This is a genomic window from Streptomyces sp. RK9 (genome assembly GCF_045070545.1).
GTDB lineage: Bacteria > Actinomycetota > Actinomycetes > Streptomycetales > Streptomycetaceae > Streptomyces > Streptomyces alboflavus.
Map to the genome: position 1 here is coordinate 2,803,455 of NZ_CP173704.1, position 25,802 is coordinate 2,829,256.

Annotated in this window: 20 protein-coding genes; 13 read left to right on the top strand and 7 right to left on the bottom strand. The window is 72.8% G+C overall.

Going from position 1 to position 25,802, the window contains the following annotated elements; all coding sequences use genetic code 11:
• Positions 1–158: 158 nt before the first annotated feature.
• Positions 159–908 (bottom strand): TetR/AcrR family transcriptional regulator, encoded by a 750-nt coding sequence (locus AB6L24_RS32725; RefSeq protein WP_405661358.1) that lies wholly within the window; start codon positions 906–908, stop codon positions 159–161.
• 77 nt (positions 909–985) lie between these two features.
• Here AB6L24_RS32725 and AB6L24_RS32730 point away from each other — a divergent pair, with 77 nt between their 5' ends.
• A complete protein-coding gene (locus tag AB6L24_RS32730) occupies positions 986–1,990 on the top strand; it encodes an MBL fold metallo-hydrolase (RefSeq protein ID WP_405661361.1) in 1,005 nt (334 codons plus the stop codon).
• Between the two features lie 124 nt (positions 1,991–2,114).
• Positions 2,115–3,701: an FAD-dependent monooxygenase gene (locus AB6L24_RS32735; RefSeq protein ID WP_405661363.1), complete on the top strand. Its 1,587-nt coding sequence runs from the start codon at positions 2,115–2,117 to the stop codon at positions 3,699–3,701.
• Positions 3,702–3,725: 24 nt separating this feature from the next.
• Here AB6L24_RS32735 and AB6L24_RS32740 read toward each other — a convergent pair whose 3' ends face one another.
• Together AB6L24_RS32740 and AB6L24_RS32745 are read right to left on the bottom strand one after the other, a co-directional pair.
• The gene (locus tag AB6L24_RS32740) at positions 3,726–5,717 is read right to left on the bottom strand and encodes an ABC transporter ATP-binding protein (RefSeq protein WP_405661365.1); all 1,992 of its coding nucleotides are present in this window, start codon (positions 5,715–5,717) and stop codon (positions 3,726–3,728) included.
• Positions 5,714–7,579, bottom strand: coding sequence for an ABC transporter ATP-binding protein (locus AB6L24_RS32745; protein WP_405661368.1), 1,866 nt, complete (start codon positions 7,577–7,579; stop codon positions 5,714–5,716). The genes AB6L24_RS32740 and AB6L24_RS32745 overlap by 4 nt, the downstream gene beginning before the upstream one ends.
• 207 nt (positions 7,580–7,786) lie before the next feature.
• Between AB6L24_RS32745 and AB6L24_RS32750 the strand changes: the two genes are divergently transcribed.
• From AB6L24_RS32750 to AB6L24_RS32765, 4 genes are all read left to right on the top strand, one after another.
• Positions 7,787–8,821, top strand: a complete 1,035-nt coding sequence (locus AB6L24_RS32750) for an ABC transporter ATP-binding protein (RefSeq protein ID WP_405661370.1) — start codon at positions 7,787–7,789, stop codon at positions 8,819–8,821.
• Positions 8,818–9,705: an ABC transporter permease gene (locus AB6L24_RS32755; RefSeq protein WP_405661373.1), complete on the top strand. Its 888-nt coding sequence runs from the start codon at positions 8,818–8,820 to the stop codon at positions 9,703–9,705. The genes AB6L24_RS32750 and AB6L24_RS32755 overlap by 4 nt, the downstream gene beginning before the upstream one ends.
• 68 nt (positions 9,706–9,773) lie before the next feature.
• A complete protein-coding gene (locus AB6L24_RS32760) occupies positions 9,774–11,213 on the top strand; it encodes a sensor histidine kinase (protein ID WP_405661376.1) in 1,440 nt (479 codons plus the stop codon).
• A complete protein-coding gene (locus tag AB6L24_RS32765) occupies positions 11,203–11,835 on the top strand; it encodes a response regulator (protein WP_405661378.1) in 633 nt (210 codons plus the stop codon). Before AB6L24_RS32760 ends, AB6L24_RS32765 begins: the two co-directional genes overlap by 11 nt.
• Positions 11,836–12,006: 171 nt before the next feature.
• On the opposite strand, the gene AB6L24_RS32770 is transcribed toward AB6L24_RS32765, so the two are convergent.
• The 3 genes from AB6L24_RS32770 to glgX form a co-directional block, all read right to left on the bottom strand.
• The gene (locus AB6L24_RS32770; protein ID WP_405661380.1) at positions 12,007–13,419 is read right to left on the bottom strand and encodes a carbohydrate-binding protein; all 1,413 of its coding nucleotides are present in this window, start codon (positions 13,417–13,419) and stop codon (positions 12,007–12,009) included.
• A gap of 317 nt (positions 13,420–13,736) precedes the next feature.
• Positions 13,737–14,690 carry a LysR family transcriptional regulator gene (locus AB6L24_RS32775; RefSeq protein WP_405661382.1) on the bottom strand — a complete coding sequence of 318 codons (954 nt, stop codon included), beginning with the start codon at positions 14,688–14,690 and terminating at the stop codon, positions 13,737–13,739.
• Between the two features lie 61 nt (positions 14,691–14,751).
• Positions 14,752–17,142, bottom strand: a complete 2,391-nt coding sequence (gene glgX, locus AB6L24_RS32780) for a glycogen debranching protein GlgX (RefSeq protein WP_405661385.1) — start codon at positions 17,140–17,142, stop codon at positions 14,752–14,754.
• Between the two features lie 156 nt (positions 17,143–17,298).
• Here glgX and AB6L24_RS32785 point away from each other — a divergent pair, with 156 nt between their 5' ends.
• From AB6L24_RS32785 to AB6L24_RS32815, 7 genes are all read left to right on the top strand, one after another.
• Positions 17,299–18,561: an Ig-like domain-containing protein gene (locus AB6L24_RS32785; RefSeq protein WP_405661387.1), complete on the top strand. Its 1,263-nt coding sequence runs from the start codon at positions 17,299–17,301 to the stop codon at positions 18,559–18,561.
• A gap of 172 nt (positions 18,562–18,733) precedes the next feature.
• Positions 18,734–19,975, top strand: coding sequence for an Ig-like domain-containing protein (locus AB6L24_RS32790; protein WP_405661389.1), 1,242 nt, complete (start codon positions 18,734–18,736; stop codon positions 19,973–19,975).
• 102 nt (positions 19,976–20,077) lie between these two features.
• Positions 20,078–20,848, top strand: coding sequence for an enoyl-CoA hydratase/isomerase family protein (locus AB6L24_RS32795; RefSeq protein WP_405661391.1), 771 nt, complete (start codon positions 20,078–20,080; stop codon positions 20,846–20,848).
• A gap of 264 nt (positions 20,849–21,112) precedes the next feature.
• The gene (locus AB6L24_RS32800; RefSeq protein ID WP_405661394.1) at positions 21,113–21,616 is read left to right on the top strand and encodes an ATP-binding protein; all 504 of its coding nucleotides are present in this window, start codon (positions 21,113–21,115) and stop codon (positions 21,614–21,616) included.
• 369 nt (positions 21,617–21,985) lie between these two features.
• Positions 21,986–22,768 (top strand): polysaccharide deacetylase family protein, encoded by a 783-nt coding sequence (locus tag AB6L24_RS32805; RefSeq protein WP_405661397.1) that lies wholly within the window; start codon positions 21,986–21,988, stop codon positions 22,766–22,768.
• Positions 22,768–23,988 (top strand): hypothetical protein, encoded by a 1,221-nt coding sequence (locus AB6L24_RS32810; protein WP_380831913.1) that lies wholly within the window; start codon positions 22,768–22,770, stop codon positions 23,986–23,988. Before AB6L24_RS32805 ends, AB6L24_RS32810 begins: the two co-directional genes overlap by 1 nt.
• A gap of 94 nt (positions 23,989–24,082) precedes the next feature.
• Positions 24,083–25,018, top strand: coding sequence for a LysR family transcriptional regulator (locus AB6L24_RS32815; RefSeq protein ID WP_405661400.1), 936 nt, complete (start codon positions 24,083–24,085; stop codon positions 25,016–25,018).
• Positions 25,019–25,028: 10 nt separating this feature from the next.
• Here the strand turns inward: AB6L24_RS32815 and AB6L24_RS32820 are convergent, their stop codons facing one another.
• Entirely contained in the window at positions 25,029–25,793 is a 765-nt protein-coding gene (locus AB6L24_RS32820) for an SDR family NAD(P)-dependent oxidoreductase (protein WP_405661402.1), read from the bottom strand.
• Positions 25,794–25,802 lie beyond the last annotated feature (9 nt).

Genomic DNA, 25,802 nt, shown 5'->3' on the forward strand with positions numbered 1-25,802 from the left:
TGGCGGGGATCGGTCCGGTGGGGGTTCCCGTCCGACTGCTGTTCTGCCCTGTGGGCAGCTGGGCCGCCAGGGGCGGCACGGGTGGGCACAGCCCCGGTCGACGGTGCCTGTGATGTGGGGGGGGCTCGGGTCGGCGGGGCCGTGGTGTCGGGTTGGGGTTATGCGTGGGGGGCGGCGGCTGTGCGGTTGGTGTGGGATGAGTGGGGTGTTGGCCAGGGGGGTGTCGGGGTTGCCTCGTGGTGGAGGCCGGTGAGCGTCGTGCGGACCGTGCGCTCCGCCTGACGGTCCGCTGCCTCCAGGTCGTCGACGGTGACGAGGCCGTCGGCGAGGAGGACGGCCAGTCCGTGCACCGCCGTCCAGACGATGAAGTCGGCCCCGGGCCGCGCCGACGGCGCCAAGTGGCCGGATTCCACGAGGAGGTCGAGCTCGGCGTCGAGGACGTGGTGGGGGTGGAGGGGCAGGGGCTCGGCGCCGGGCGCCCGGCCCTGCCTCGCCCCTTGGCTGGCGGGAGAGGGGCCCACCCCCTGCCCGGCCGGCGAGGCCCCCGCCCCGAACGCAAGCCGCGTCACCGCCGGATCCTCCAGCGCCGCGCGGACGTAGGCCCGGCCGACGGCCACGAGCCGCCGGTGCGGGTCACCCCCGGCGGGCACCTCGGCGGCCCGCCCCATGCGCTCCCCGAGCTGCCCGAGCACCCGCCGCGACAGCGCCCTGACCAGCGCGTCCCGCGAGGCGAAGTGGTGGTACGCGGCACTGGGGCTGACCCCGACCCGGGTCGACGCCTCCCGCAACGACCAGCCGTCGACACCACGTTCACGGACCAGCGCCTCCGCGGCGTCCAGAAGCGCGCCCCGCAGGTCCCCGTGGTGATAGCGCCCTCGCCCCGTGCCCTTCTCGGTGCCCTTTCCCATGCCTCGGATCTTAACAGCGCTCAGATTGATGCTACGGTGCCCCTGCAATCTGAACGCTGCTTAGATCGGGAGGGGTCATGAGTGGGCGAGGGCCGCAGGGGGAGTCGGTGCGGGCGGTAGGGGGAGAGGTGCCGCCGGAGGGGGCGGGGGGTGCGGAGGCGGTCGCGGGCCCTGCGGTCGCGGGAGTCGCGCCCGACCTCACCGACACGCCCCCGCCGATCGTGCGAGGAGAGCCCGTCGAAGTGGCCGACGGCGTCCACGTGATCCCCGACGGCCGCGTGGAACTGGTCCCGAACGTGGGCATCGTCGTGGGCGCGCACGCCGCCCTGGTCGTCGACACCGGCATCGGCCCGCGCAACGGCGCGTACGTCCTGGAGCGGGCCAGGGAACTCGCGGGCGACCGGAAGCTCTATCTCACCGTCACCCACTTCCACCCCGAACACGGCTTCGGGGCGCAGGCGTTCAAGGGCGCCGCCACCATCGTCTACAACCGGGGTCAGCGCGACGAACTGCGGCGCAAGGGCGCGGCGTACCTCGACCTGTTCCAGGGCCTCGGCGACGCCGTGGCGGCCGAGCTGGCGGACGTCACGCTGGTCGAACCCGACGTGACCTACGAAGGCCGCGCCGATCTTGACCTCGGCGGCCGCGTCGCCGAGCTGCGGTCGGTCGGCCCCGCGCACACCGCGTCCGACCAGATCGTCCTGGTCGACGGCCGGGTGCTCTTCGGCGGCGACCTCCTGGAGACCCGGATCTTCCCGATCGCCCCGTACTTCCCGCCGTACGACACCGATGTCGACGGCGACGGCTGGATCGCCGTCCTCGACCAACTCCTCGCCCTCGACCCGGAGATCGTCGTCCCCGGACACGGCGAGGTCACCGAGGCGGCCCTGATCCGCGACGTCCGCGACTACCTGGTGTACGTCCGGGCCGAGACCCACCGGCTGCGGGGCGAAGGTGCCTCCGCCGACGAGACCGCCGCCGCCGTCGACCAGGCCGCCCGCGCCCGCTGGACCACCTGGGAGCGGCCGGAGTGGATCGGCCTCGCGGCCCGCGCGTTCTACGCGGCCGGGGGTGCCGCCTGAGTGCGTTCGGGTGTACGCCGACGCGTGGGCGTTGCGGTCGGCCGCCGGGTGCGGATGATGGGCGTCACGGCGGCGCGGTCGTCGCCGCGTGCCCCGACCATCGAGCGAGCGGGAGATGCCCGACATGCCCGAAGCGAACGCCGACATGGACGTGGACGTGTTGATCGTGGGCGGTGGGCCGGTCGGGCTCACCGCCCGCGTCCTCCTGGAGCGGTGGGGTGTCCGTACGTCCCTGGTCGAGAAGCGCACCGAGCTGTCGCCCTTCCCCCGCTCCCGGCTGGTCAACGTACGCTCCATGGAGATCTTTCGGGGGCTCGGCCTCGCCGTCCCCGTCGCCGACGCCGCGTTCCCGCCGGAGTACGGCCGCATCCGCTTCCGCGACACCCTGTCCGGCGACGACTTCGCGAGCGCGGCGATAGTGGGCGTGCGCGCGCCCGTGCCGGAGAGCCCCGTGACCGGCGCGGTCACCTCGCAGGACCGGCTCGAACCCCTCCTCCTGGACGCGGCGGACGCGGCGGACGCGCCCGTGCGGTTCGGGGTCGAACTCGTCGGCCTCACCGAGGACGTCGACGGAGTCGTGGCCCACCTCCTCGACCGTCGGCGCGGCGAGGAGACCCGCGTACGGGCCCGCTACGTCCTCGCCGCCGACGGCGCCCACTCCACCGTCCGACGGCACCTGGGCATCGGCACGACCGGCCCCGGCGAACTCGCCCGCGTCACCACCGTCGTGTTCGACGCCGACCTGAGCGCCCTGGCGGCCCGGCAGCCCGCCGGCGTCTACTTCACCGCCCACGGCACCTTCCTGCCGCTCTACCCCGAGGGCGGCTGGTCCTGGCTCGCCCCCACCCCCGAGGACACCGGGGACACCGACTGGTCCGCCCTCGTCTCGCACGCCATCGGCACCGACGTCGACGCCGACGTGCTGCGCGTCCAGCACTGGACCATGAACGCCGCCGTCGCCGAACGCTTCCGCCACGGCCGGACCCTGCTCGCCGGCGACGCCGCGCACGCCCTGCCCATCATGGGCGGCCTCGGCATGAACGCGGGCCTCGCCGACGTCCACAACCTCTGCTGGAAACTCGCGGGCGTCCTGCGCGGCCGGGCCGGGCCCGGTCTGCTGGATTCGTACGAGGCGGAGCGGCTGCCCGTCGCCCACCGGACGCTGCGGCAGGCGGTCGCCAACACGAAGCTGGGGTTCGAGGTTCAGGAGCGGCGTCGTGAGCAGATTCGGTCCGGTGGGGGTGCAGTGCGGGGGCGGGTGGAACTCCCCTGGTCCGAGCGGTACTTCGCCCAGCTCGGGCTCGTGCTCGGGGTCCGTTATGAGTCCGGTGCCGTTCTTCCCGATGGCGATGGCGATGGCGATGGTGGTTGCGGTGACGAAGGCACGGACTACCTTCCGTCGGCCACGCCGGGGCGTCGTATGCCCCATCTCTGGCTCGCTCCCGGGCGCTCCACGCTCGACGCGTGCGGGGAGTGGTTCACCGTGTTCGCCCCGGAGCCCGCGCGCTGGGAGCCGTCGGCCGGAGGGCCTTGGCCGCTGCGCGTCGAGGCGCTGCCGGGGGAGTACGCCGACGTCTGTGGCCTCGGCCCGGGCGGAGCCCTGCTCGTGCGGCCCGACGGGCACGTCGCGGCCCGTTGGCCCGCGGGACCCCCGACCGGGACGACCCTCCGGGAGGCCCTCGCCGCCGTGACCGGCCGCCCGGCCACCTGAGCCCCGCCGACTCCCGGGCCCGGGCTACGCGCCGCTGCCCACGACGCTGTCCCGCCACGCCCGGTGCAGCTCCGCGAACGGCCCCGTCCCCGCGATGAGTTCGGCGGGCGTGCCGTCCTCCACGATCCGGCCGTGCTCCATCACCAGGACCCGGTCGGCGATCTCCACCGTCGACAGGCGGTGCGCGATCACGACGGCCGTGCGGCCCCGCAGCACCGTGTCCATCGCCCGCTGCACGGCCCGCTCGCCCGGGATGTCCAGGGAGCTGGTGGCCTCGTCGAGGATCAGGACGGCGGGGTCGGCGAGCAGGGCGCGGGCGAACGCGACCAGCTGGCGCTGGCCCGCCGAGATGCGGCCGCCGCGCTTGCGCACGTCGGTGTCGTAGCCGTCGGGCAGCGACACGATGAAGTCGTGGGCGCCGATGGCCTTCGCGGCGCGCTCGATGTCCTCGCGGGTGGCGTCCGGGCGGCCGATCGCGATGTTCTCCGCGACCGTGCCGGAGAACAGGAACGCCTCCTGCGTGACCATCACGACCCCGCGCCGCAGCTCGGCGTTCGCGAGCTCGCGCAGGTCGACGCCGTCAAGGAGGACCTGCCCCTGCGACGGGTCGTAGAACCGCGCGAGCAGCTTCGCGAGCGTCGACTTGCCCGCCCCCGTCGAGCCGACGACGGCCACGGTCTGCCCGGCGGGCAGCGTCAGGTCGAAGCGCGGCAGGATCTCACCGCCCGTGCGGTACGCGAACCGCACGCCGTCGAACTCGACGGTACGGCCGGGGTGCTCGGACGCCAGCGGCGGCAGCTGCTTCTCGGTGCCGGGCTCCGGCTCCGGCACGGACGGCGTCTGCGCGAGCAGCCCCGCGATCTTCTCGAGCGACGCCGCCGCCGACTGGTACGAGTTGAGGAACATGCCGAGCCGGTCGATCGGGTCGTACAGGCGCCGCAGGTACAGCACCGCGGCGGCGAGCACACCGAGCGCGAGCGTGTCCTGCGCCACGCGGTACGCGCCCCACAGCACGATGCCCGCGACCGCCGTGTTCGCGACGAGCCGCGAGCCCACCACGTACCGCGCCATCTCCAGGAGCGCGTCGCCGTTGGTGCGCTCGTGCCGGTGGTTGAGCGTCGCGAACTGCGCCTCGTTGGCCCGCTCGCGGCGGAACGCGCGCACCGGGCGGATGCCGTTCATCGTCTCCGTGAACTTCACGATGACGGCGGCGACGGCGGTCGAGCGGACGCGGAACACCTTGCCCGCGCGGTGCTGGTAGAGCCGGATCAGGGCGTACAGGGGCACGAACGACAGGACGGCGACCGCGCCGAGCCCCAGGTCGAGCCAGAGCAGCATCGCCGAGATCGTGACGAACGACAGCACCACCGTGAGCAGTTCCTGCAGGCCCTCGTTGAGCAGCTCCCGCAGCGACTCCACGTCCGTGGTGGCGCGGGAGATCAGCCGTCCCGAGGTGTACCGCTCGTGGAAGTCCACGCTCAGCGCCTGCGCGTGCCGGAAGATCCGGCCCCGCAGGTCGAGCAGCACGTCCTGGTTGACGCGCGCGGACGCCACGATGAAGGCGTACTGGAACGCCCCCGCGGCCGCCGCGCACACCAGGTAGGCCACGCCGACCGCGATCAACGGGCCGTGGTCGTCCGCGCGGAACGCGGGCACGGCGCGGTCGATGGCGTACGCGACGAGCAGCGGCCCGGCCTGGATGACGGCCTGCTGGACGAGGAGCAGGACGGCGGCCAGCGTGACGCGGGCGCGACGGGGCGCGAGCAGGGAGCGCAGCAGGGTGCCGGTCGCGCCCGGGGGAGCGGGGAGGGTGTCCTGGTCGAAGGCGTCGTCCAGGGCTTCCTGGGCTTCTTGGGCTTCTTGGGTCTCCCGGGATTCCTGGGGTTCTCGGGGTTCTCCGGTGCCCTGGGCTTCCTTGTTCAACTTGCCCAGTGATTGGGCGGGTTCAGCGGGTTCAGTGGGTTTGCCCGCCTGCTCGTCGCCCGGCTGGGCCTTCTTGTCGCCGACCGTGCTCATTCGTCCGTCCCCCCAGACATCAGCCATGCGTACTCGGCGTTCTCCCGCAGCAGTTCCTGGTGCGTGCCCACGGCCGTGATCCGGCCCCCGGACAGCAGCGCGACCCGGTCCGCGAGGAGCACCGTCGACGGGCGGTGCGCCACCACCAGCGCCGTGGTGTCCTTCAGGACCCGCCGCAGCGCCGCCTCCACCAGCGCCTCCGTGTGGACGTCGAGCGCCGACAGCGGGTCGTCGAGGACGAGGAAGCGCGGTCTGCCCACCACCGCGCGGGCCAGCGCGAGCCGCTGCCGCTGTCCGCCGGACAGGCTCAGGCCCTGCTCGCCGACCTGGGTGTCCGCCCCCTTCGGCAGCCCGTGCACGAACTCGGCCTGCGCGATCGCGAGGGCCCGCCCCAACTCCGCGTCGCCCGCGCTGCCGTCGGCCCCCATGAGCACGTTCTCGCCCACGGAGGCGGAGAACAGCGTGGGCTCCTCGAACGCCATGGACACCAGCGTGCGCACCCGTGCGCGCTCCATCGCCGCGATGTCCTCGCCGTCCAGCGTGATGCGCCCGCCCGTCACCTCGTGCAGCCGGGGCACGAGGGCCGTCAGCGTGGTCTTGCCGCTGCCGGTGGCGCCGACGAGGGCCAGCGTCTCGCCGGTGCGGATGTGCAGGTCGATGCGGTCCAGGACGGGTGGGGCGGTGTCCGGGGCGTCGGGGTAGCGGAACTCGACGGCTTCGAAGCGGATGCCGTCGGCGGGGGTGCGGGGTGCGGGGACGGGGGTGACCGGGGCCGTCTTGGCCGCGCCCGTCACGGAGTCGGCGTCGTCCGAGCCCGCGCCTGCCTCTGCGTCCGACTCCGCGCCCGTGTCCGACTCCGGCTCCGGCTCCGCGTCCAGGACCTCGAAGTACCGCTCCGTGGCCGTCGCCGCCTCCTGGCTCATCGCGAGCAGGAAGCCGATCGACTCCACCGGCCAGCGCAGCGCGAGCGCCGTCGACAGGAACGCCACCAGTGTGCCCGTCGAGAGGTCGCCGTCGGCCACCTGGACCGAACCGAGCACGAGCGCGGCGCCGATCGCCAGCTCCGGCAGCGTCATGATCACGCCGTAGATCGCGGCGAGGAGGCGGGCCTTGACCAGCTCCGTGCCGCGCAGCGTGCCCGACAGCTCGCGGAACGCCCGGGCCTGACTGCGGTGCCGCCCGAAGCCCTTGATGATCCGGACGCCGAGCACGCTCTCCTCGACGACCGTCGTCAGATCGCCCACCTGGTCCTGCGCGCGCCGCGCCACGGCGGCGTACCGCCCCTCGAAGTACGCGAGGAAGGCCACCATCGGCAGCACGGGCGCAAGGAGCACCAGGCCGAGCGTCCAGTCCTGGGCCAGCAGGATGGCCATGCCGACCGCGATCGTCGTGCCGTTGACGACGAGGAACGTCAGCGGGAACGCGAGGAACATGCGCACCAGCATCAGATCGGTCGTGCCGCGCGACAGCAACTGGCCGGAGGCCCACCGGTCGTGGAAGGCGACGGGCACCCGCTGGAGATGGCGGAACAGGTCCGCCCGCATCTCCGCCTCCACCCCCGCGAGCGGCCGCGCGACCAGCCAGCGCCGGAAGCCGAACAGCACCGCCTCCACGACACCGAGCCCCAGCAGGAGCAGCGCCCCGAGCCAGACGCCCCCGGTGTCCCGGTCGGCCACCGGGCCGTCCACGATCCACTTCAGGACGAGCGGGAACAGCAGGCCCGTACAGGACGCCACGATGGCGACGAACGCCGCTGTGAACAGGCGTGTCCGTACGGGGCGCACGTACGGCCACAGCCGTGTGAGCGTCCTGACGGCCGAGCGTCGGCCGGGGTCCTGGGCAGGTGCGTGTGTGGTGGACATCAGGGGCGAGCCTACGTTTCACCACTGACAGCGCCCACCGAGTTTTGGTCCGGTCCCGGTCGGTCGCTGGTCCTAGTCCGTGCCCGTCGAGCCGGCCGCTTCCGCGCAGCTCCCAGGGGTCGTAGGGGGCCATCGACCGATCGGTTGATGGCGGTCGCGGCGAGATGGGCGATGTGGGGCGGGGGCCGTGACGGCGAGGCTGGTCGCATGTCTCCTCCCCTCATCGAAGTCAGGGACCTGCGCAAGGTCTACGGCGGCCGTGCCGTGGTCGACGGCGTCTCGTTCGCCGTCGAGCAGGGCGAGATCTTCGGCGTCCTCGGGCCGAACGGCGCGGGCAAGACGACCACCGTCGAATGCGTCGAGGGCCTGCGCGTGCCCGACGCGGGCGCGGTGCGCGTCGCCGGACTCGACCCGGTGGCCGACCACGAGCGGGTCACCCGCATCCTCGGCGCGCAGCTCCAGGAGAGCGAGCTGCAGCCCAAGCTCACGGTCCGCGAGGCCCTCGAGCTGTACGCCGCGTTCTACGCCCGCCCGGCCGACTGGCGCCCGCTCGCCGAGCGCCTCGGCCTCACCGACAAGCTGAACACCCGCTTCGCCAAGCTCTCCGGCGGCCAGAAGCAGCGCCTGTTCATCGCCCTCGCCCTGATCGGCAGCCCCCGCGTCGTCGTCCTGGACGAGCTGACCACCGGCCTCGACCCACGGGCCCGCAGGGACACCTGGCAGCTGATCGAGGAGGTGCGGGACAGCGGTGTCACGGTCCTCCTCGTCACCCACTTCATGGAGGAGGCCCAGCGGCTCTGCGACCGCATAGCGGTGATCGACCGGGGCCGGGTGGCCGCGCTCGACACTCCCGCCGGCCTCATCGGCCGCTCCGCCGGCTCCACAGTCATCTCCTTCACGCCGTCGATGCCGCTGGCCCCCGCCGACCTGGCCGCGCTGCCCCGGCTCAGCTCCGCCACGGAGAAGGAGGGCCGCCTCACTCTGAACGGCACCGACGCCACGGTCGACGCCCTCCTCACCCTCCTGGCCCGCCACCGCATCACGGCCCACCAACTCCGCGTCACCGACGCCACCTTGGACGACGCCTTCCTCGACCTGACGACCACCGAGACCGACGCGCCCGCACCGACCGACGGCCACGGAGCCACCCAGGCCGACGGCCACCCCCTCACCCCGACCGACTCCACCCCGACCGACGGCCACGCACCCACCCGCCCCGGACACCACGGAGCCCCGGCATGACCACTCCCGCCGATTCCCCTGCTTCCTCCGCTGCTTCCTCCGCGTGCCCCACTCCTGCCGCGTCGGCTGCCCCGGCCACCGCGAGCACCGGCCCCGCCGCCCCCGGGCCCGCGCCAGGCCCGCACGCCGCCCCGGCCCGCGCCCCCGGTGCCGCCCGAGCCGTCCTCAAGGCCGAAGTGCGGCTGTTCCGGCGTGAGCCGGGCTCCCTCTTCTGGATCCTCGCCTTCCCCACGGTGCTCCTGGCGGTCCTCGGCTCCATCCCGTCCTTCCGGGAGGCACAGGACGACCTGGGCGGCATCCGCCTGGTCGACGCGTACGTCCCCGTGACCGTGCTGCTCTCCATGATCATGTCGGGGATCCAGGCCATGCCGCCGGTCATCACGGGCTACCGCGAGCGCGGCATCCTGCGCCGGATGTCGGCCACCCCCGTGCGGCCCGCCGCCGTGCTCGGCGCGCAGACGGGACTGCACGGCGCCGCCGCGCTCGGCTCGGCGCTGCTCTCCCTGACGGTGGGCCGGGCCGTCTTCGACGTGGCGCTGCCCCGGCAGATATTCGGGTACGCGGTCGCGCTGGTCCTGGCGACGGCCTCCGCGCTCGCGCTCGGCGCCCTGGTGTCGGCGCTCTCGCGCACCTCCAAGGCGGCGACGGCGGTCGGCTCGGCGGTGTTCTTCCCGATGATGTTCAGCGCGGGCGTCTGGCTGCCGGTGCAGGCGATGCCGGACACCCTCGCCCGGATCGTCGAGGCCCTGCCGTTCGGCGCGGCCGCGGAAGCGCTGAACCAGGCGGCGGCCGGGGACTGGCCGGGACCGGCCCACCTCGGCGTCCTCGTGCTGTGGACGGCGGTGCTCACCGCGGCGGCGGCGCGATGGTTCCGCTGGGAGTGAGGACGGGGCCGTCGGCGGGGAGCGGGGGCGCAGCGCGGGTCGTGGGCCGAGTGGACGAGACTGGGCACATGGCGCGACCAGGCACGCCCGACGGCCCCGACACCACCACCGCCTCCGGCGAGCCCTCAGCGCGGGACGCCATCAGCGCCCCCGGCCGACCCCCAGCGCCGAACGGCCCCGACCCTGCCGCCGACACCGGCCGATCCCCAGCGCGAGACACCACCCACACCGCCACCAACGCCTCCACCCCGGCCACGGCCTCCACCACCCTCATCACCGAACGCTGGGAGCTGTTCCACCGCTGGGGCCCCCTCGCCCTCCTCGCCGTCGGCAGCCTGCTGTCCGCGGCGACCGCCGATCTCGTCGGCATGGGGTGGGACGCGTGGGCCCTGGCGGCGGGGCTCATCGTCGCCGCCGTGGGGCTGCAGGTCTGGTGGATCGGGGCGGCGCGCTCCCGGCCGGGTCCCTCCCGCTCCGGCGGGGCGTACTACTTCCTGCGGTGGGCGCTCGCGTTCACGCTGTCGTGGCTGAACCCGTTCTTCGTGTTCTACGCCGTCACGGGGTACTTCGGGGCCGAGCGGCTGCTCAAGCACCGGCTCGTCCCGGTCGGGCTCTTCGTGACCGCGGTGACGATGGCGGGCGCGCAGGCGGGCGGGCTGCCGCCGCAGGGGCGGATCGGCTGGGTGGTGTTCGGCGCGATGCTCGGCGTCAACGTAGGGCTGCTCACGGTCTTCGCGCACATCGCCAACAAGGAGGAGGAACGCACCCGGTTCCAGGAGCGGACCATCGACCAGCTCGAAGCGGCCAACGCCGCGCTCCAGCAGGCCCTGGACGAGAACGCCGCGCTGCACGCCCAACTCCTGCTCCAGGCGCGCGAAGCGGGCGTCGCCGACGAGCGCAGACGCCTCGCCGCCGAGATCCACGACACCATCGCGCAAGGCCTCACCGGCATCATCGCCCAGCTCCAGGTCGTCGCGAACACCCCCGACCGGCGGCTCGCCCGCGAGCACCTGGACCGGGCCACCGACCTGGCCCGGCACAGCCTCGGCGAGGCCCGCCGCTCCGTGCACAACCTCGCCCCGGTCGCCCTGGAGCACGACAGCCTGCCCAAGGCCCTCGGCAAGACGGTCGCCGAGTGGGGCGACCGCACGGGCGTGCGCGCCGACTTCACGGTCACGGGCACCGACGGGCCCCTGCACGAGGAGATCGAGGCGACCCTGCTGCGCGTCGTCGAGGAGGCCCTGTCGAACGCGGCCCGGCACGCGGCGGCGACCCGCGTCGGCGTCACCCTGTCGTACATGGCGGGGGAGGTCACCCTCGACATCCGCGACGACGGCCGCGGCTTCGACCCGCTCGCCAGGACCGCCCGCACCCGCGCCGGCGGCTTCGGCCTCGCCGGCATGCGGGCCCGCGCCGAGCGCATCGCGGGCACCCTCACCGTCGAGTCGGAGCCCGGCGGGGGAACGGCCGTGTCGGCGCGCGTACCGTTGGTGGGCGATGAACACTGAAGTGATCACCCTCCTCGTCGTCGACGACCACCCGGTCGTGCGCGACGGGCTGCGCGGCATGTTCGAGTCGGCGCCCGGATTCCAGGTCCTCGGCGAGGCGGCCGACGGCGTCCAGGCCGTCGAGCTGACCGCGCGGCTCGACCCGGACGTCGTCCTGATGGACCTGCGGATGCCGGGCGGCGGCGGGGTCGACGCCATCGCCGAGCTGTCCCGGCGCGGCGCCCGCGCCCGCGTCCTGGTGCTCACCACGTACGACACGGACACCGACACGCTGCCCGCCATCGAGGCCGGGGCGACGGGCTATCTGCTCAAGGACGCCCCGCGCGACGAGCTGTTCGGCGCCGTCCGCGCCGCCGCCGAGGGCCGCACGGTCCTTTCCCCGGCCGTGGCGTCCCGCCTGGTGCAACGCGTACGTGCCCCTGACGACGAGCGGCTGAGCACCCGCGAACGGGAAGTGCTCGCACTCGTCGCCAGGGGCACGTCGAACCGTGACATCGCGAAGGGGCTGTTCATCAGCGAAGCCACGGTCAAGACCCATCTCACCCATATCTACGGCAAGTTGGACGTCAAGGACCGGGCCGCGGCCGTCGCGACTGCGTATCGCCGCGGCATCCTCGACTGACCGTCCACGCGGTCCGCCGAAGCCGGAATCCGGTCCTTGCGGCCACGCCTCCCCCCGGAGTCGCGGCCTGACGGCCATGGGTCCGCATCCACGCTCCCACCAGCGTGGATGAGCAGTGGTCCCGCCCGGGACCCGGACGGGCCCGCCGGTCAGGGCGGGCCCTCGACAGGGTCAGGCGGCCTCCCACAGGGCGGGAGTGTTCGGCGGCTCCCAGCCGGGCTGGGCCTGGTGCGGCTGCAGGCAGCGGTAGGTCGCGCCGTTGTAGGTGACGGTGTCACCGGCCGAGTAGACGGAGCCCGCCGCCCAGGTGCCGGTCGGGTCGCCGGGGCCGGGGCCCGGGTCCTGGCCGCCCGTCGTCTTCAGCGTCAGCTGGTACTGCTGAAGGAGCGGGTTGATCGGCTGGTGGAACGTGGTGCCACCGGAACGGCAGTTGCCCGAACCGCCTGAGGTGACGCCCTGCGCCTGGCTGCCCGAGATGTACGAGCCGCCGGAGTCACCGGGCTCCGCGCACACGGTCGTACGGGTCACACCGCTGATGGTGCCCTCGGGGTAGGTGACGCTGGTGTTGTGCTGCGAGATCGTGCCGCAGTGCCAACCGGTGGTCGATCCGGAGCGGCAGATCGAGCCGCCCACCGGCGACTGCGTCGAACCCGCGACGCTCACGCGCTGGCCGCCGGAGCCCTTGACGTACGGCGTCGCCGTCCACTGCGCGTTCGTGGCGACCCACGCCATGTCCCGGCCCGGGAAGATCGAGCCGCGGAACGTGCCCTGGGCCTGCTGGTTGACGCCACGCGTGGTGGTGCCCGCGCGCCCGCAGTGGCCCGCGGTGGCGAAGCCCTGCGTGGCGCCCTGCGTGACGGAGAAGCCCACCGAACAGCGGCCACCGCTGCCCATGTAGTACGCCTCGCCACCCACGATGTCGTAGAAGGGCCGCGGCCGTTCGGCGGTCCGCTGGACCTCGACGAGCCCGCGGTCGACCTTCGCCGCCTTCACCAGCTTGTGCGCCGCGGCACCCTTGACGGCCTTCACCACGACCGCGTTGGACCTCACGTCCACGAACCACACGGGCGCGTCAGCGGTCCCGGTGCTCTTCGCGGCCCGGTCCAGCTTCGCCTTCGCGGCGTCCAGCCGGCCCAGCGAGTGGCGCACCACCAGGGCGCGGGCGCCCTCGGCCTCGATGGCCGCGACGTCCCGGGCGTCGGTGGTGGCGACGGTGAGCGTGGCCGAGGTGGCGCCGGTCACCCAGGCGCCCGCGAAGTCACGGCCGAGCGCCGACCGCAGCGCACCGCCCGCGGCCCCCGCCTCCGCCTCGTTGACCAGCCGCGCCTTGGCCTGCGCGGCGGTCAGGCCCAGGTCGCGCTGCATCGCCTTCAGGACCGCGGGTGACGTCCGCTCCACGGCGGCGGCCGCCGCCGCGTCGCGGGGTGTGGGGGAGGGGGACGGGGAGTCGGACTGAGCGACCGCCGAGCCGGGCAGGCCGGCGAGGACGAGCGCACCGGCGGCGGCGAGCGCGGCACCCGCCGCCTGGGCGCGGCGGAGCACTTTCCGGCCGTCTTGAGTCGGGGAGGAATGTCTGAGCTGCATGGGGGTCTCTCCTCGGTGTGGACGGGGAGCGGCGGACCCCCAAGCGGGGAAGCGGGATCCGCTCGTTCTCCGGTCGACCACACCGTAGAAGGGTCAACAGGCGGTAAATAGATGCCAGTTGCCCCCCTGCGGAGATGTTATGGACCCCTGGGAAACCGGGGGCACCGGGAACCGATCAGCCCGTCCGGCGTTTGAGGACGAGCGCGCAGCGCGATCGGCGGCGGTCCGTCCCACAGCAACGGAACACCCACCCCTGGGGTCCAGGGGCAGAGCCCCGGTTCCGGAGAAGGGGCGGGACTGGGGCGCCCCGCGAGGCCTCAGCCCACCTCGGCCCCCGGCAAGGCCAGCCACGCCGAGTAACTCTCACTCCGCGCGGCGGCAGCCGCATGCACGGCCCGAGCAAGCGCGAGCACCTCCGCCGCGGTGTCGTGCGCGTATGTCTCCGGATGCCACCCCAGCAAATGCCGCCAGTACAACGGCGCCCCCGCCAGCGGCCGCGTTACGATCCCCGCGGTCGGCGGAAACGTGGCCCGGCACAACCCCACGGCCCGCCCCACCTGCACCAGATGCACGCACGACGCGGTGTCGGTCTCGTACACGGACGAAGGAGCGAACCCCGCCCGCGCGCACGCCGCGGTGAAGCAGTCCCCGAAGCACCCGTCCCCGGGCACGTCCGTCCATGCCTCCCCGGCCAGATCGGCGAGATCGATCTCCGTGGCCCCGGCCAGCGGATGCCCGGTGGTCAGCATGACGAACACCGGATCGCGCGCCACCTCGCGCCACACGAGCCGCTCGTTCTCCGGCGGCATGCTCGCCCCGCACGTCCCGACGAGCGCGAAGTCGAGCCGCGCGTCGGCCACCTGGGCGGCGATCTCCCGCTCCGACCAGGAGGTGTACGTGGACACGGGCTGGTCGGGGTGCGCGGCGGCGAGCCGGTCCACGAGCCCGCCGAGCAGCGGCCCGTGCGTACCGCCGAGCCGGAACCCGCGCCGGTCCTGCCATCCGCGTGTGAACCGCTCGGCCTCCTCCTGGAGCCCGGTGACCGCGGGCAGCACGATCCGGGCCCGGGCGAGCACGAACTCGCCGAGCGCGGTGGCCCGCACCCCGGACCGCCCCCGCTCGAACAACTCCCCGCCCAGGGCCCGCTCGATCCGCTTCAGCTGGGTGCTGAGCGCGGGCTGCGCGAGGCCGAGGGCGGTGGCAGCCTTGGTGAGGCTGCCCGCGTCGGCGATCGCCCGGATCGTCTTCAGGTGCCGCAACTCCAGGTCCATGCGGTGAGCTTCGTCCGGGACCGCGCCATGGGCAATACCTTGGTACGGACCTGAAAGCCCATCAAGTCCCGGGCGCCCCCCGCACCCCAGCGCCCTCGGCCCCGGCGCCCCCGGGCACCGCGTCCCCCGGCACGGCCCTCAGCAGCAGCACCGACCGCGCGTCGACGCGCACCGCGGCCCCCGCGGCCAGCAGCGCGCCCGGCGCGTCCTCCTGCTCCTCCAGGGAGGTGTCGACGAGGACTTCGTACGCGGCGGCCCACGGCGGCCCCGGCAGCCGGAAGTCGACGGGCCGCTCCGCCGTGTGCAGGACCGCGAGGAAGCTGTCGTCCGTGACCGCGGCGCCGCGCGCGTCCCGCCCCGGTATGTCGCGCCCCGACAGATACATGCCGAGCGTCGCCGCGGGCGCGTACCAGTCGGCCTCCGTCATCTCCGTGCCGCGCGCCGTGAACCACGCCAGGTCCCGCAGCCCGTCCGCCGCGTGCGCCCGGCCGGAGAAGAAGGACCTCCGCCGCAGCACCGGATGCCGGTGCCGCAGCGCGATGAGCCGGGCCGTGAGGCCGAACAGCTGCCGCCACCCCGGCTGTTCGCGCTCCTCCCAGTCCACCCAGCTGACCTCGTTGTCCTGGCAGTACGCGTTGTTGCTGCCGCGCTGCGTGCGGCCCATCTCGTCGCCCGCGACGAGCATCGGCACGCCCGTCGAGAGCAGCAGCGTGGTCATCAGGTTCCGCAGCTGGCGCCGTCGCAGCGCGGCGATGTCCGCGTCGTCGGTCTCGCCCTCGACCCCGCAGTTCCAGGACCGGTTGTCGTCCGAACCGTCCCTGTTGCCCTCGCCGTTGGCCTCGTTGTGCTTGCGTTCGTACGTCACCAGGTCGCGCAGCGTGAAGCCGTCGTGGGCCGTCACGAAGTTCACCGACGCGTACGGCCGCCGCCCGCCCCACGCGTACAGGTCGCTCGATCCCGAGAGCCGGTAGCCGAGGTCCCGCACATCGGGCAGGGCGCCCCGCCAGAAGTCCCGCACCGCACCCCGGTACCGGTCGTTCCACTCCGTCCACAGCGGCGGGAACGCCCCCACCTGATAGCCGCCGGACCCGACGTCCCACGGCTCGGCGATCAGCTTCACGCGCCGGAGCACCGGGTCCTGCGCGATGACCGCGAGGAACGGCGAGAGCATGTCGACGTCGTGGAAGGAGCGCGCGAGCGCCGCCGCGAGGTCGAAGCGGAAGCCGTCCACGCCCATCTCCGACACCCAGTACCGCAGCGAGTCGGTGATCAGGCGCAGCACGTGCGGCTGGACGACGTGCAGGGTGTTGCCGCACCCGGTGTAGTCGGCGTACCGGCGCGCGTCGTCCTGGAGCCGGTAGTAGCCGCGGTTGTCGATGCCCTTCAGGGACAGCTGGGGCCCCAGCTCGCCGGCCTCGGCCGTGTGGTTGTAGACGACGTCCAGGATCACCTCGATCCCGGCCTCGTGCAGCGCCCGCACCATCCGCCGGAACTCGCCGACCTGCTGGCCGCGGGTGCCGGACGCCGCGTACGCCGCGTGCGGCGCGAAGTACCCGATCGAGTTGTAGCCCCAGTAGTTCCTCAGGCCCCGGCGCAGCAGATGGTCCTCGTGCGCGAACTGGTGCACGGGGAGCAGCTCGACGGCCGTCACCCCGAGGCGCACGAGATGGTCGACGGCGGCCGGGTGCGCGAGCCCCGCGTACGTGCCGCGCAGCGGTTCCGGGACCCCCGGGTGCAGCCGTGTGAAGCCCCGGACGTGGAGTTCGTAGATGACGGAGTCCGCCCAGGGAGTCTTCGGGCGCCGGTCGTCGCACCACTCGTCGTCCGGCGCGTCGTCGTGCACCACCACCCCCTTGGGCACGTACGGCGCGGAGTCGCGGTCGTCGCGCACGGTGTCGGCGACGTGCTGCTGCGGCCAGTCCCGGACGTGGCCGTACACCTCCGGCGGCAGCGCGCCGTAGTCGTTGCCCTCCCCGGCGTCGACCGCGCGGGCGTACGGGTCGAGCAGCAGCTTCGCCGCGTTGAACCGGGCGCCCGTCCACGGGTCCCAGCGGCCGTGCACGCGAAAGCCGTACCGCTGCCCCGGCAGGACCCCCGGCAGGAAGCCGTGCCAGATCTCGTGCGTCAGCTCCGTGAGCGGGCAGCGCGTCTCGACGACGTTGCCGCCGCGGCCGCCGCGGCCGCCGTCCTCGTCGAACAGACACAGCTCGACGGCCTCCGCACCGCCCGCCCACAGCGCGAAGTTGGTGCCCGCGACCCCGTCGGGCCCCACCCGGAACCGGGCCCCGAGCGGCGTCGGCGCCCCCGGCCACACCGTCCGCGCGGGCGCCTGCCGGGCCCGCGCCCCGCGCCCGCCGTTGGCCCCGGCGGCGGTGTCCGTGCCGTCGTCCGGCCGGCCGCGGACCCGGGCCCGCGCCCGCTGGACTGCCTCCTGCTCGGCTGCGCTCGACACCTGCTCGCCTCCCGCGGCTCCGGCCGGTCGACGCGCGCGCTCAGGGCGTGCGGCGTCCCGGCCGCGGCTGCCCGCACGACGTCCTTGCTGTCTGTTCTGCCCAGCCGGTGCGTCGCACTCACGTTTCCCCGGGCGGGCACGGTCGTTGGGACCCACGTGAGACAGGCAACGAGGCGCGCTCGGCGCGCAGGGGCCGCGCTGGCCGCAGCGGTGGCATGGGCAGGACTGGCAGTCGGGGCCACGGGCTGCTCCGGCTCCGGGCTCGACGGGGCGCTGGGCAAGCCGCCGCGGCCCGCCGACGCGATCAGGGTCACGCCGGGCGACGGCGACAAGGACGTGCGCGCCGGGGAGCGCCTCGAGGTGCGGGTGCCGGACGGGCGCCTGGAGTCCGTGCGGGTGGTGCGGTCCCAGGACGCGCAGGAGGCCGAGGTGCCCGGGCGCATCGGCGCGGACCGCACGACGTGGCGCCCGGTGGACGACGGACCGCTCGCGCTCGCCGCCGAGTACACGGTGGACGCGGTCGCCCTCGACGGCCACGGGCGGCGCACCGCGCGGCACACCACCTTCAAGACGTTCGTCCCCGACGAGCGCTTCATCGGGTACGTCACGCCGGAGCACCGCGCCACGGTCGGCACCGGCATGATCGTCTCCCTGGAGTTCAACCGCGAGGTCGCGAACAAGAAGGCCGTCCAGCGCGCCGTCCGCGTCACCGCGGAGCCGGCCGTGGAGATCCGGCCGCACTGGTTCGGCGCCACGCGCCTCGACTTCCGCCCCGAGAGGTACTGGAAGCCCGGCACGAAGGTCACCGTGGACCTGGACCTGCGCGACGTGAGGGCCGCGCCCGGCGTCTACGGCCTGCAGGACAAGACGTTCTCCTTCACCGTCGGCCGCAGCCAGGTCAGCCTGGTCGACGCCGCCGCGCACACCATGGAGGTGCGCCGCGACGGCGAGCTGCTCTCCACGGTCCCGATCACCGCGGGCGCCCCGAAGACCACGACGTACAACGGCAAGATGGTCGTCACCGAGATGCTCGAGGTGACCCGCATGAACAGCCGCACCGTCGGCTTCGGCGGCGAGTACGACATCCCGGACGTGCCGCACGCGATGCGCCTGACCACCTCGGGCACCTTCCTGCACGGCAACTACTGGGCGCCGCACGCGCCCGGCAACACCAACGTCAGCCATGGCTGTGTGGGCCTGCGCGACGTGAAGGGCGGCAGTTCGCGGACGCCCGCGGGCTGGTTCTTCGACCGCAGCCTCATCGGGGACGTCGTCGAGGTCGTCAACAGCAACGACAAGAAGGTCGCTCCCGACAACGGACTCGGCGGCTGGAACATGGACTGGGAGGAGTGGAAGACGGGAAAGAAAGCCGCAGATGGGAAGAAGGGCGACAAGAGGCCCCGCTCGGGCCGCCCCTGACGGCCACAGGTCCGCACCGTGAACGCAGTTGGAACGGAACGGTGACATTGGCGGGGAGTCATCGCTTCGGGGCCTGTGGTTATCTAGCGCAGTGCGCGAGTCGGCTCATTCTCGACCACCGCGCGGGGCACTGGAGTGCGGGCCTGATCGGGCCGTGCGAGGGGAGAAAATCTTGAACGGGCGACCGATATCGGGGGCGTCGGCCCACGCGCGAAAGCGCGGGCGGCGGCGGGGCGCCAACACACTGTTCGCGGCGGCGTCCGGGGCGACGCTGCTGCTCGTCACCGCGTGCGGCGGCGGTTCCGACTCCGGCGACGGGGACGGCGGCAAGGGCAAGGCGGACGACAACAAGCCCTCGCAGGCCGTCGTCACCATCGCTCCCAAGGACGGCGCGGACGCCGTCGCCACCAGCGGGGCGCTGAGGATATCCGCGGCCAAGGGCAAGCTGTCGGAGGTGACGGTCAAGGACCCCAAGGGCAAGACCGTCCCCGGCAGGATCGTCGCCGGTGGCGCGAAGTGGACGCCCGAGCGGCACCTCGCCGCCGGGACCAAGTACAAGGTCCACGCGATCGCCAAGGACTCCGAGGGCCGCACGTCCGCCAAGGACTCGGCGTTCACGACCCTCGTGCCGAAGAACACCTTCGTCGGCCAGTTCAACCCGGAGGACGGCACCAAGGTCGGCGTCGGGATGCCGTTCTCGGTGAACTTCTCGCGCGGCATCACGTCGCCGGACGCGGTCGAGAAGGCCATCGAGATCAAGACCGAGCCTTCGGTGCCCGTCGAGGGCCACTGGTTCGGCAACGACCGCCTGGACTTCCGCCCGGAGAAGTACTGGAAGCCCGGTACCAAGGTCACCGTGAAGATGAACCTCGACGGCGTCGAGGGCCGCCCCGGGGTCTACGGCAAGCAGGCCAAGACGATCACCTTCGAGATCGGCCGCAGCCAGGTCTCCACCGTCGACGTGAAGACCAAGAAGATGACCGTCGTGCGCGACGGCAAGGTCCTCAGGAAGATCCCCGTCACCACCGGCAAGCCCGGCTACGAGACGTGGAACGGCCAGATGGTCATCAGCGAGCGCCTCAAGGTGACCCGCATGAACGGCGAGACCGTCGGCTACGGCGGCGAGTACGACATCAAGGACGTGCCGCACGCCCAGCGCCTGTCCACGTCCGGCACGTTCATCCACGGCAACTACTGGGGCGGCGGCGCGTTCGGCAACTACAACGCCTCGCACGGCTGCATCGGCCTGCGCGACGTGCGCGGCGGCTACGACAAGAAGGTGCCGTCCGCCTGGTTCTTCAACCACTCGATGGTCGGTGACGTCGTCGTGGTGAAGAACTCGAACGACAAGATCATCGCCCCGGAGAACGGCTACAGCGGCTGGAACATGTCCTGGGAGAAGTGGAAGGCCTAGTCCTTCGCCCGGCCCGTCCCGGAAGGGGGCGGGACCTGTCGTCGCCGACGGGTCCCGCCCCCTTCCGCACGCCGCGTGCGGGGCACGGCTAACGTGCCCCGCATGACAACTGTGCATCTCGAAGTCGCCGAGGGCGTCGGCACGATCCGCCTCGACCGCCCCCCGATGAACGCCCTGGACATCGCGCTCCAGGACCGCCTGAAGGACCTCGCGGCGGAGGCGACCGCCCGCGACGACGTCCGGGCCGTCGTCCTCTACGGCGGCGAGAAGGTGTTCGCGGCGGGCGCGGACATCAAGGAGATGCAGGACATGGACCACGCGGCGATGATCGTGCGGTCCCGGGCCCTGCAGGACTCCTTCACCGCCATCGCCCGCATCCCCAAGCCGGTCGTGGCCGCCGTCACCGGCTACGCCCTCGGCGGCGGCTGCGAACTGGCGCTGTGCGCCGACTTCCGCATCGCCGCCGACGACGCCAAGCTGGGCCAGCCCGAGATCCTGCTCGGCCTGATCCCGGGCGCCGGCGGCACCCAGCGGCTGCCGCGGCTCGTCGGCCCGGCCAAGGCCAAGGACCTCATCTTCACCGGCCGCATGGTCAAGGCCGACGAGGCGCTGACCATCGGCCTGGTGGACCGGGTCGTGCCCGCCGCCGAGGTGTACGAGCAGGCGCACGCGTGGGCCGCGAAGCTCGCCCAGGGTCCGGCGTTCGCGCTGCGGGCCGCCAAGGAGAGCGTGGACGCGGGTCTTGAGGCGGACATCGACACCGGTCTCGCCATCGAACGCACGTGGTTCGCGGGCCTGTTCGCCACCGAGGACCGCGAACGGGGCATGCGCAGCTTCGTGGAGGACGGTCCCGGCAAGGCGAAGTTCCGCTGAAGTCAGGCCAGTTGAAGGTCCGTCAGCCAAAGTGTCCCCCGAAGGGGCGGATTATGGCAGCCTTAAGACAACCTTAAGTCAGGGCCCTTGCGGGCGCTCCGTGATCACTTGTGAGCAAGAAGTCATCGCAGGTGAGAGGGGGTGCGGCAGAGGCTGAACTGCCGTAGGCATATGCCTGGACGGCCCCCCGGAACGGAAGCTTCCGGGGGGCTTATTCCGTCGGAACGGCCCCAATGCGGTCGCGGTGCGGCCATGATGGGGGGCATGGCGGGGCAGGAGGGTTTCGAACAGCAGCGGCGGCGCACAGGTGCGACCGCGGCGCGCTGGTCTCCGGCGGTGGAGGACGAACACGCGCTGAAGGCACTGGAGTTGTTCGGCAACCCGACCGACGCCGAGGTCTCGCTGCCCTCCCGCCCGGAGTCCGCGGCCATTGCCCGCCGCCTCGCGCAGGTGGTCGTCCTGCGGCACTGGGGCCTGACGCCGAAGCTCACCGAGGACGTCGTGCTCCTGGTGTCCGAGCTCGTCGGCAACGCCGTGCGGCACACCGGTGCCCGCGCCTTCGGGCTGCGCACGCTGCGGCGGCGCGGCTGGATCCGGGTCGAGGTGCGCGACCCCTCGCGCGGACTGCCGTGCCTGATGCCCGTCCACGAGCTCGACATCAGCGGCCGGGGCCTCTTCCTCGTCGACAAGCTCGCGGACCGCTGGGGCGTGGATCTGCTGCCGCGGGGCAAGACGACCTGGTTCGAGATGCGGATCACCGAGCGCTAGCGCGTACGCGAAAGCCCCCGGGGCCGTGGGTGCGGCGCTGTCGGGGGCCTTCGAGCGGGACCGTGAACGAGGGGGTGTGTCCACGGCCGCGAAGACGACATAGCTCGGGTCAAGGAGAGTCGCTCGTCCCCGACTATGGCAGACGGCCGCCATCGATCCAAAAGTCACAAGCCGGTCATACCGGGTCAGAGCGTGACAGTTTAAAGGTGAATCCTTGGTGAGATAGAGCACTCGCCTTGTAAACGATGGCTAAACGGCGGCTGTGTGAGTCGATGGGAAGGGTTCAAGGGGTCCTCCTGGTCCAGGCCAGCGACCCGCAAAAGTCCCGAACCGGGTCAATCAGCAGCTTTCGCCACCAGTCCCCATTAAATGGTCCCCGTGACTGAGCGTGCAGACGGGACCGACCGCCGCCGAGTGCTGCGTACATCGGTGGGCCTGGCCCTCGCGGGCGCCCTCACCGCCGGCTGCTCCACGACGGGGCACCGCGACAAGCCCCGGTCCACCGGATCCCCCCACCGCGACCCCGCCCCCGGCCCCCGCGGCTTCCCCGGCCTGCCCGTCCAGATCGCCCACAGCCCCCGCGGCCGCCCCGAGGTCGCCCTCACCTTCCACGGCCAGGGCGACCCCAGGACCGCCCGCGCCCTGCTCGCCGAGGCCGAACGCGCGGGCGCCCGCGTGACCGTGCTCGCCGTCGGCACCTGGCTCGACGCCCACCCGAAGATGGCACGCCGCATCCTCGACGGCGGCCACGACCTCGGCAACCACACCCTGAACCACCGGGACATCAACGCGCTGCCCGAGCAGGCGGCGTACGCGGAGATCACCGGGTGCGCCGACCGGCTGCGGCGGCTCACCGGCGGCATCGGCAACTGGTTCCGGCCCTCGCGCGCCCAGCGGGCGAGCCCGCTCGTCGCCCGCCTCGCGCGCCGCGCCGGTTACCCGCACGTCCTGTCGTACGACGTCGACTCCCTGGACTTCACCTCGCCCGGCGCCGCGGCCGTCACCCGTACCGTCGCCGCCGAGGTCCGCGCGGGCTCCGTGGTGAGCCTGCACTTCGGGTACGCGGACACGGTCGCCGCGCTCCCCGCCGTTCTCGACGAACTCCACCGCCGCGGCCTGCGCGCGGTCACGACCACGGAGCTGCTGACCTGATGACCCGCACTCGAACCCGCACCCGCACCCCGCTGCCCCTGACGCTGACCCGGCGGACCGCCGTGCTGCTCGCCGCCGGGACCGCCGTCGCCGCCGCCCTCGCCGGCTGCGGCACCGAGCAGGCCGACCGGCAGAACAAGGCCCTGTCCACCAAGGCCGTGCCCGAGCCCGCCAAGCCGAAGGCGGTCCAGGGCCTGCCCGGCATGCCGCCCGTCCTCGACCCCAAGGACGTCTACGCCGCCGACCGCCCGAACAAGCTCTCCCCGGTGGTCAAGGACTTCCCCTCGCGCGTCTACGTCCCCAACACCAACTCCAACACCGTCTCCGTCATCGACCCCAAGACGTACGAAGTGATCGACACGATCAAGGTCGGCGTCCAGCCGCAGCACGTCGTGCCGTCCTGGGACATGAAGACGCTCTGGGTCAACAACAACCGCGGCCACACGCTCACACCCATCGACCCCAAGTCCGGCAAGGCGGGCAAGCCCGTGGAGGTGCACGACCCCTACAACCTCTACTTCACCCCCCACGGCAAGTACGCCGTCGTCATGGCGTCCCTCGACCGCGAGCTGGTCTTCCGCGACCCGCACACCATGAAGCGCGTCAAGACCGAACCGGTGAGCTGCTACGGCGTCAACCACGCCGACTTCTCCCTCGACGGCCGCTACTTCATCGTGTCCTGCGAGTTCTCCGGCGAACTCCTCAAGGTCGACACCGAGAAGATGAAGGTCGTCGGCCAGCAGAAGCTGCCCTTCAAGGGCGCCATGCCGCAGGACGTCAAGGTCTCCCCGGACGGCAAGAAGTTCTACGTCGCCGACATGATGGCCGACGGCATGTGGGTCCTGGACGGCGACACCTTCTCCAAGCCCGAGCTGCTGCCCACCGGAAAGGGCTGCCACGGCCTGTACGTCAGCCGGGACTCGCGTGAGATGTACGTCTCCAACCGCGGCGAGGGCTCGGTGTCGGTCTTCGACTTCACCCGGAACAAGCTCACCAAGAAGTGGCACCTGCCCGACGGCGGCAGCCCCGACATGGGCGGCGTCTCCGCGGACGGCAAGGTCCTGTGGCTGTCCGGGCGCTACGACTCCGAGGTGTACGCCATCGACACCCGCACCGGCGTCCAGCTCGCCCGCATCCCCGTCGGCGGCGGCCCGCACGGCCTGGCCGTGTATCCGCAGCCGGGCCGCTACTCACTGGGGCACACCGGCATCTTCCGCTGACCGGCCACCGGGGGGGGCAGCCGTCGTTCAGGAAGTGTGAACGATGCGGCAGAATCGTGTACATCGGCTGTGTGATCAAGGGGGGATCAGTCGGATGATGGAACGCGCCGAGATGGAGATATTCCTGACGCTCGCGGAGGAGCTGCACTTCGGCCGCACCGCCGCCCGGCTGCACGTGTCGCCCGCCCTGGTGACCCAGACGATCAAGAAGACCGAGCGACGCCTCGGCGTGATGCTGTTCGCGCGCACCAGCAGACGCGTCGCGCTGACCGACGTCGGCGAAGGGCTCCGCGACGAACTGCAGCCGCTGTACGAGGGCATCAGGCGGGCGCTCGACCGCGTGGAGCTCGCCGGGCGCGGCATCACCGGCACGCTCACCGTCGGGTTCATGGGCAGCCAGAGCGGACGCTGGGTGGGGGCCGCCCGTGAGGTGTTCGAGCTGCGGAACCCGGCGTGCGCCGTACGCATCGTCGAGACCCAACTGCACCACCACGTGGCGCAGTTGCGCGACGGCACCGCCGATCTGCTGCTGATCACGCTGCCCATGGACGAGCCGGACCTGAAGGTCGGCGCGGTGGTCACGCACAGCACCAGATACATGGCCGTGGCCGCGCACCACCGCCTCGCGGAGCGCGAGGCGGTGTGGTTCGAGGACCTGGCGGGCGAGACCTTCGTCTCCGTGGACGGGACGGTCCCCGCCGAGTGGATCGACTTCCACATGCCCCGGCGGACGCCCGGCGGGCAGCCGATCGCGAGGCACGCCGATCCCTGCGCCACCTATGCCGAGGCCCTGGCCCTGGTCGCGGCGGGGCGGGCCGTCGTGCCCGGCGACGCGCAACTGCCGCTGCTGTACCAGCGGCCGGACCTCCGCTTCCTGCCGGCCCCCGACATGCCGCCGGTCGAGCAGGGCCTGGTGTGGCGGACCCGCGACGACGCCGACAAGCGGGTGCGGGCCTTCGCCGACATCGTCCTGGAGATCGCGCCCCCGCTGGCGCCGCCCGGCACGACTCCCGTCCCGGGCGGCGCGTGACTCACGTGACTCAGAGGACCTTCAGGAGCCCGCCGTCGATGACGTAGTCGCTGCCGGTGACGTACGAGGCGGCGGGCGAGCCGAGGAAGACGATCACGTTGGCGACCTCCTGCGGGGTTCCCCAGCGCCCCAGGGTGACGTTGATCTGGTCGGGCAGGTCGGTCATGACCTGCTGGAAGTCCGCGCCACGGGCCTGGCTCACGCGCGGGCCGTACTCGTCCCACAGCGGGGTGCGGATCAGGGCGGGCGAGACGGTGTTGACCCGGATCCCGCGCGGCCCCAGCTCGTCGGCGAGCCCCTTGCCGAAGGCGGTCAGCGCGGACTTGGACGTCCCGTACCAGTGCGGGCCCGACGCGGGCCAGTGCGCCACGCTGGTGGAGACGTTGACCACGGACTCGCGCAGCAGCGGCACCAGCGCACGGGTGATGCGCACGGACCCGAAGAAGTTCAGCTCGAACGCCCGCTGCCAGGTGGCGTCGTCCAGGTCCGGCAGCGGCCCCAGGTCCAGGCCCGCCAGACCGCCGACGCCGTTGACCAGCAGGTCGACCTGGCCCAGTTCTCTCTCGGCGACCCGCCGCAGCTCCTCGACGCCTTCGGGGGTGAGGAGGTCCGCCTCCACGGTCACGGCCCCCGTGGCCTTCAGCTCGTCCGAGACCGTGCGGTCCGCGCCGAGCACCTTGACGCCCTCGGCGACCAGCGTGCGCACGACCGCGCCCCCGATGCCACCACTGGCGGCGGTCACCACGGCGGTCTTGCCCTTGAGTTGCAGATCCATGACTTCTCC

What these genes read in the sequence shown, in the direction of transcription:
- AB6L24_RS32725 (WP_405661358.1), bottom strand. Translation starts at nt 908, where the DNA reads ATGGGAAAGGGCACCGAGAAGGGCACGGGGCGAGGGCGCTATCACCAC.
- AB6L24_RS32730 (WP_405661361.1), top strand. Translation starts at nt 986, where the DNA reads ATGAGTGGGCGAGGGCCGCAGGGGGAGTCGGTGCGGGCGGTAGGGGGA.
- AB6L24_RS32735 (WP_405661363.1), top strand. Translation starts at nt 2,115, where the DNA reads ATGCCCGAAGCGAACGCCGACATGGACGTGGACGTGTTGATCGTGGGC.
- AB6L24_RS32740 (WP_405661365.1), bottom strand. Translation starts at nt 5,717, where the DNA reads ATGAGCACGGTCGGCGACAAGAAGGCCCAGCCGGGCGACGAGCAGGCG.
- AB6L24_RS32745 (WP_405661368.1), bottom strand. Translation starts at nt 7,579, where the DNA reads ATGTCCACCACACACGCACCTGCCCAGGACCCCGGCCGACGCTCGGCC.
- AB6L24_RS32750 (WP_405661370.1), top strand. Translation starts at nt 7,787, where the DNA reads ATGTCTCCTCCCCTCATCGAAGTCAGGGACCTGCGCAAGGTCTACGGC.
- AB6L24_RS32755 (WP_405661373.1), top strand. Translation starts at nt 8,818, where the DNA reads ATGACCACTCCCGCCGATTCCCCTGCTTCCTCCGCTGCTTCCTCCGCG.
- AB6L24_RS32760 (WP_405661376.1), top strand. Translation starts at nt 9,774, where the DNA reads ATGGCGCGACCAGGCACGCCCGACGGCCCCGACACCACCACCGCCTCC.
- AB6L24_RS32765 (WP_405661378.1), top strand. Translation starts at nt 11,203, where the DNA reads ATGAACACTGAAGTGATCACCCTCCTCGTCGTCGACGACCACCCGGTC.
- AB6L24_RS32770 (WP_405661380.1), bottom strand. Translation starts at nt 13,419, where the DNA reads ATGCAGCTCAGACATTCCTCCCCGACTCAAGACGGCCGGAAAGTGCTC.
- AB6L24_RS32775 (WP_405661382.1), bottom strand. Translation starts at nt 14,690, where the DNA reads ATGGACCTGGAGTTGCGGCACCTGAAGACGATCCGGGCGATCGCCGAC.
- AB6L24_RS32795 (WP_405661391.1), top strand. Translation starts at nt 20,078, where the DNA reads ATGACAACTGTGCATCTCGAAGTCGCCGAGGGCGTCGGCACGATCCGC.
- AB6L24_RS32800 (WP_405661394.1), top strand. Translation starts at nt 21,113, where the DNA reads ATGGCGGGGCAGGAGGGTTTCGAACAGCAGCGGCGGCGCACAGGTGCG.
- AB6L24_RS32805 (WP_405661397.1), top strand. Translation starts at nt 21,986, where the DNA reads ATGGTCCCCGTGACTGAGCGTGCAGACGGGACCGACCGCCGCCGAGTG.
- AB6L24_RS32810 (WP_380831913.1), top strand. Translation starts at nt 22,768, where the DNA reads ATGACCCGCACTCGAACCCGCACCCGCACCCCGCTGCCCCTGACGCTG.
- AB6L24_RS32815 (WP_405661400.1), top strand. Translation starts at nt 24,083, where the DNA reads ATGATGGAACGCGCCGAGATGGAGATATTCCTGACGCTCGCGGAGGAG.
- AB6L24_RS32820 (WP_405661402.1), bottom strand. Translation starts at nt 25,793, where the DNA reads ATGGATCTGCAACTCAAGGGCAAGACCGCCGTGGTGACCGCCGCCAGT.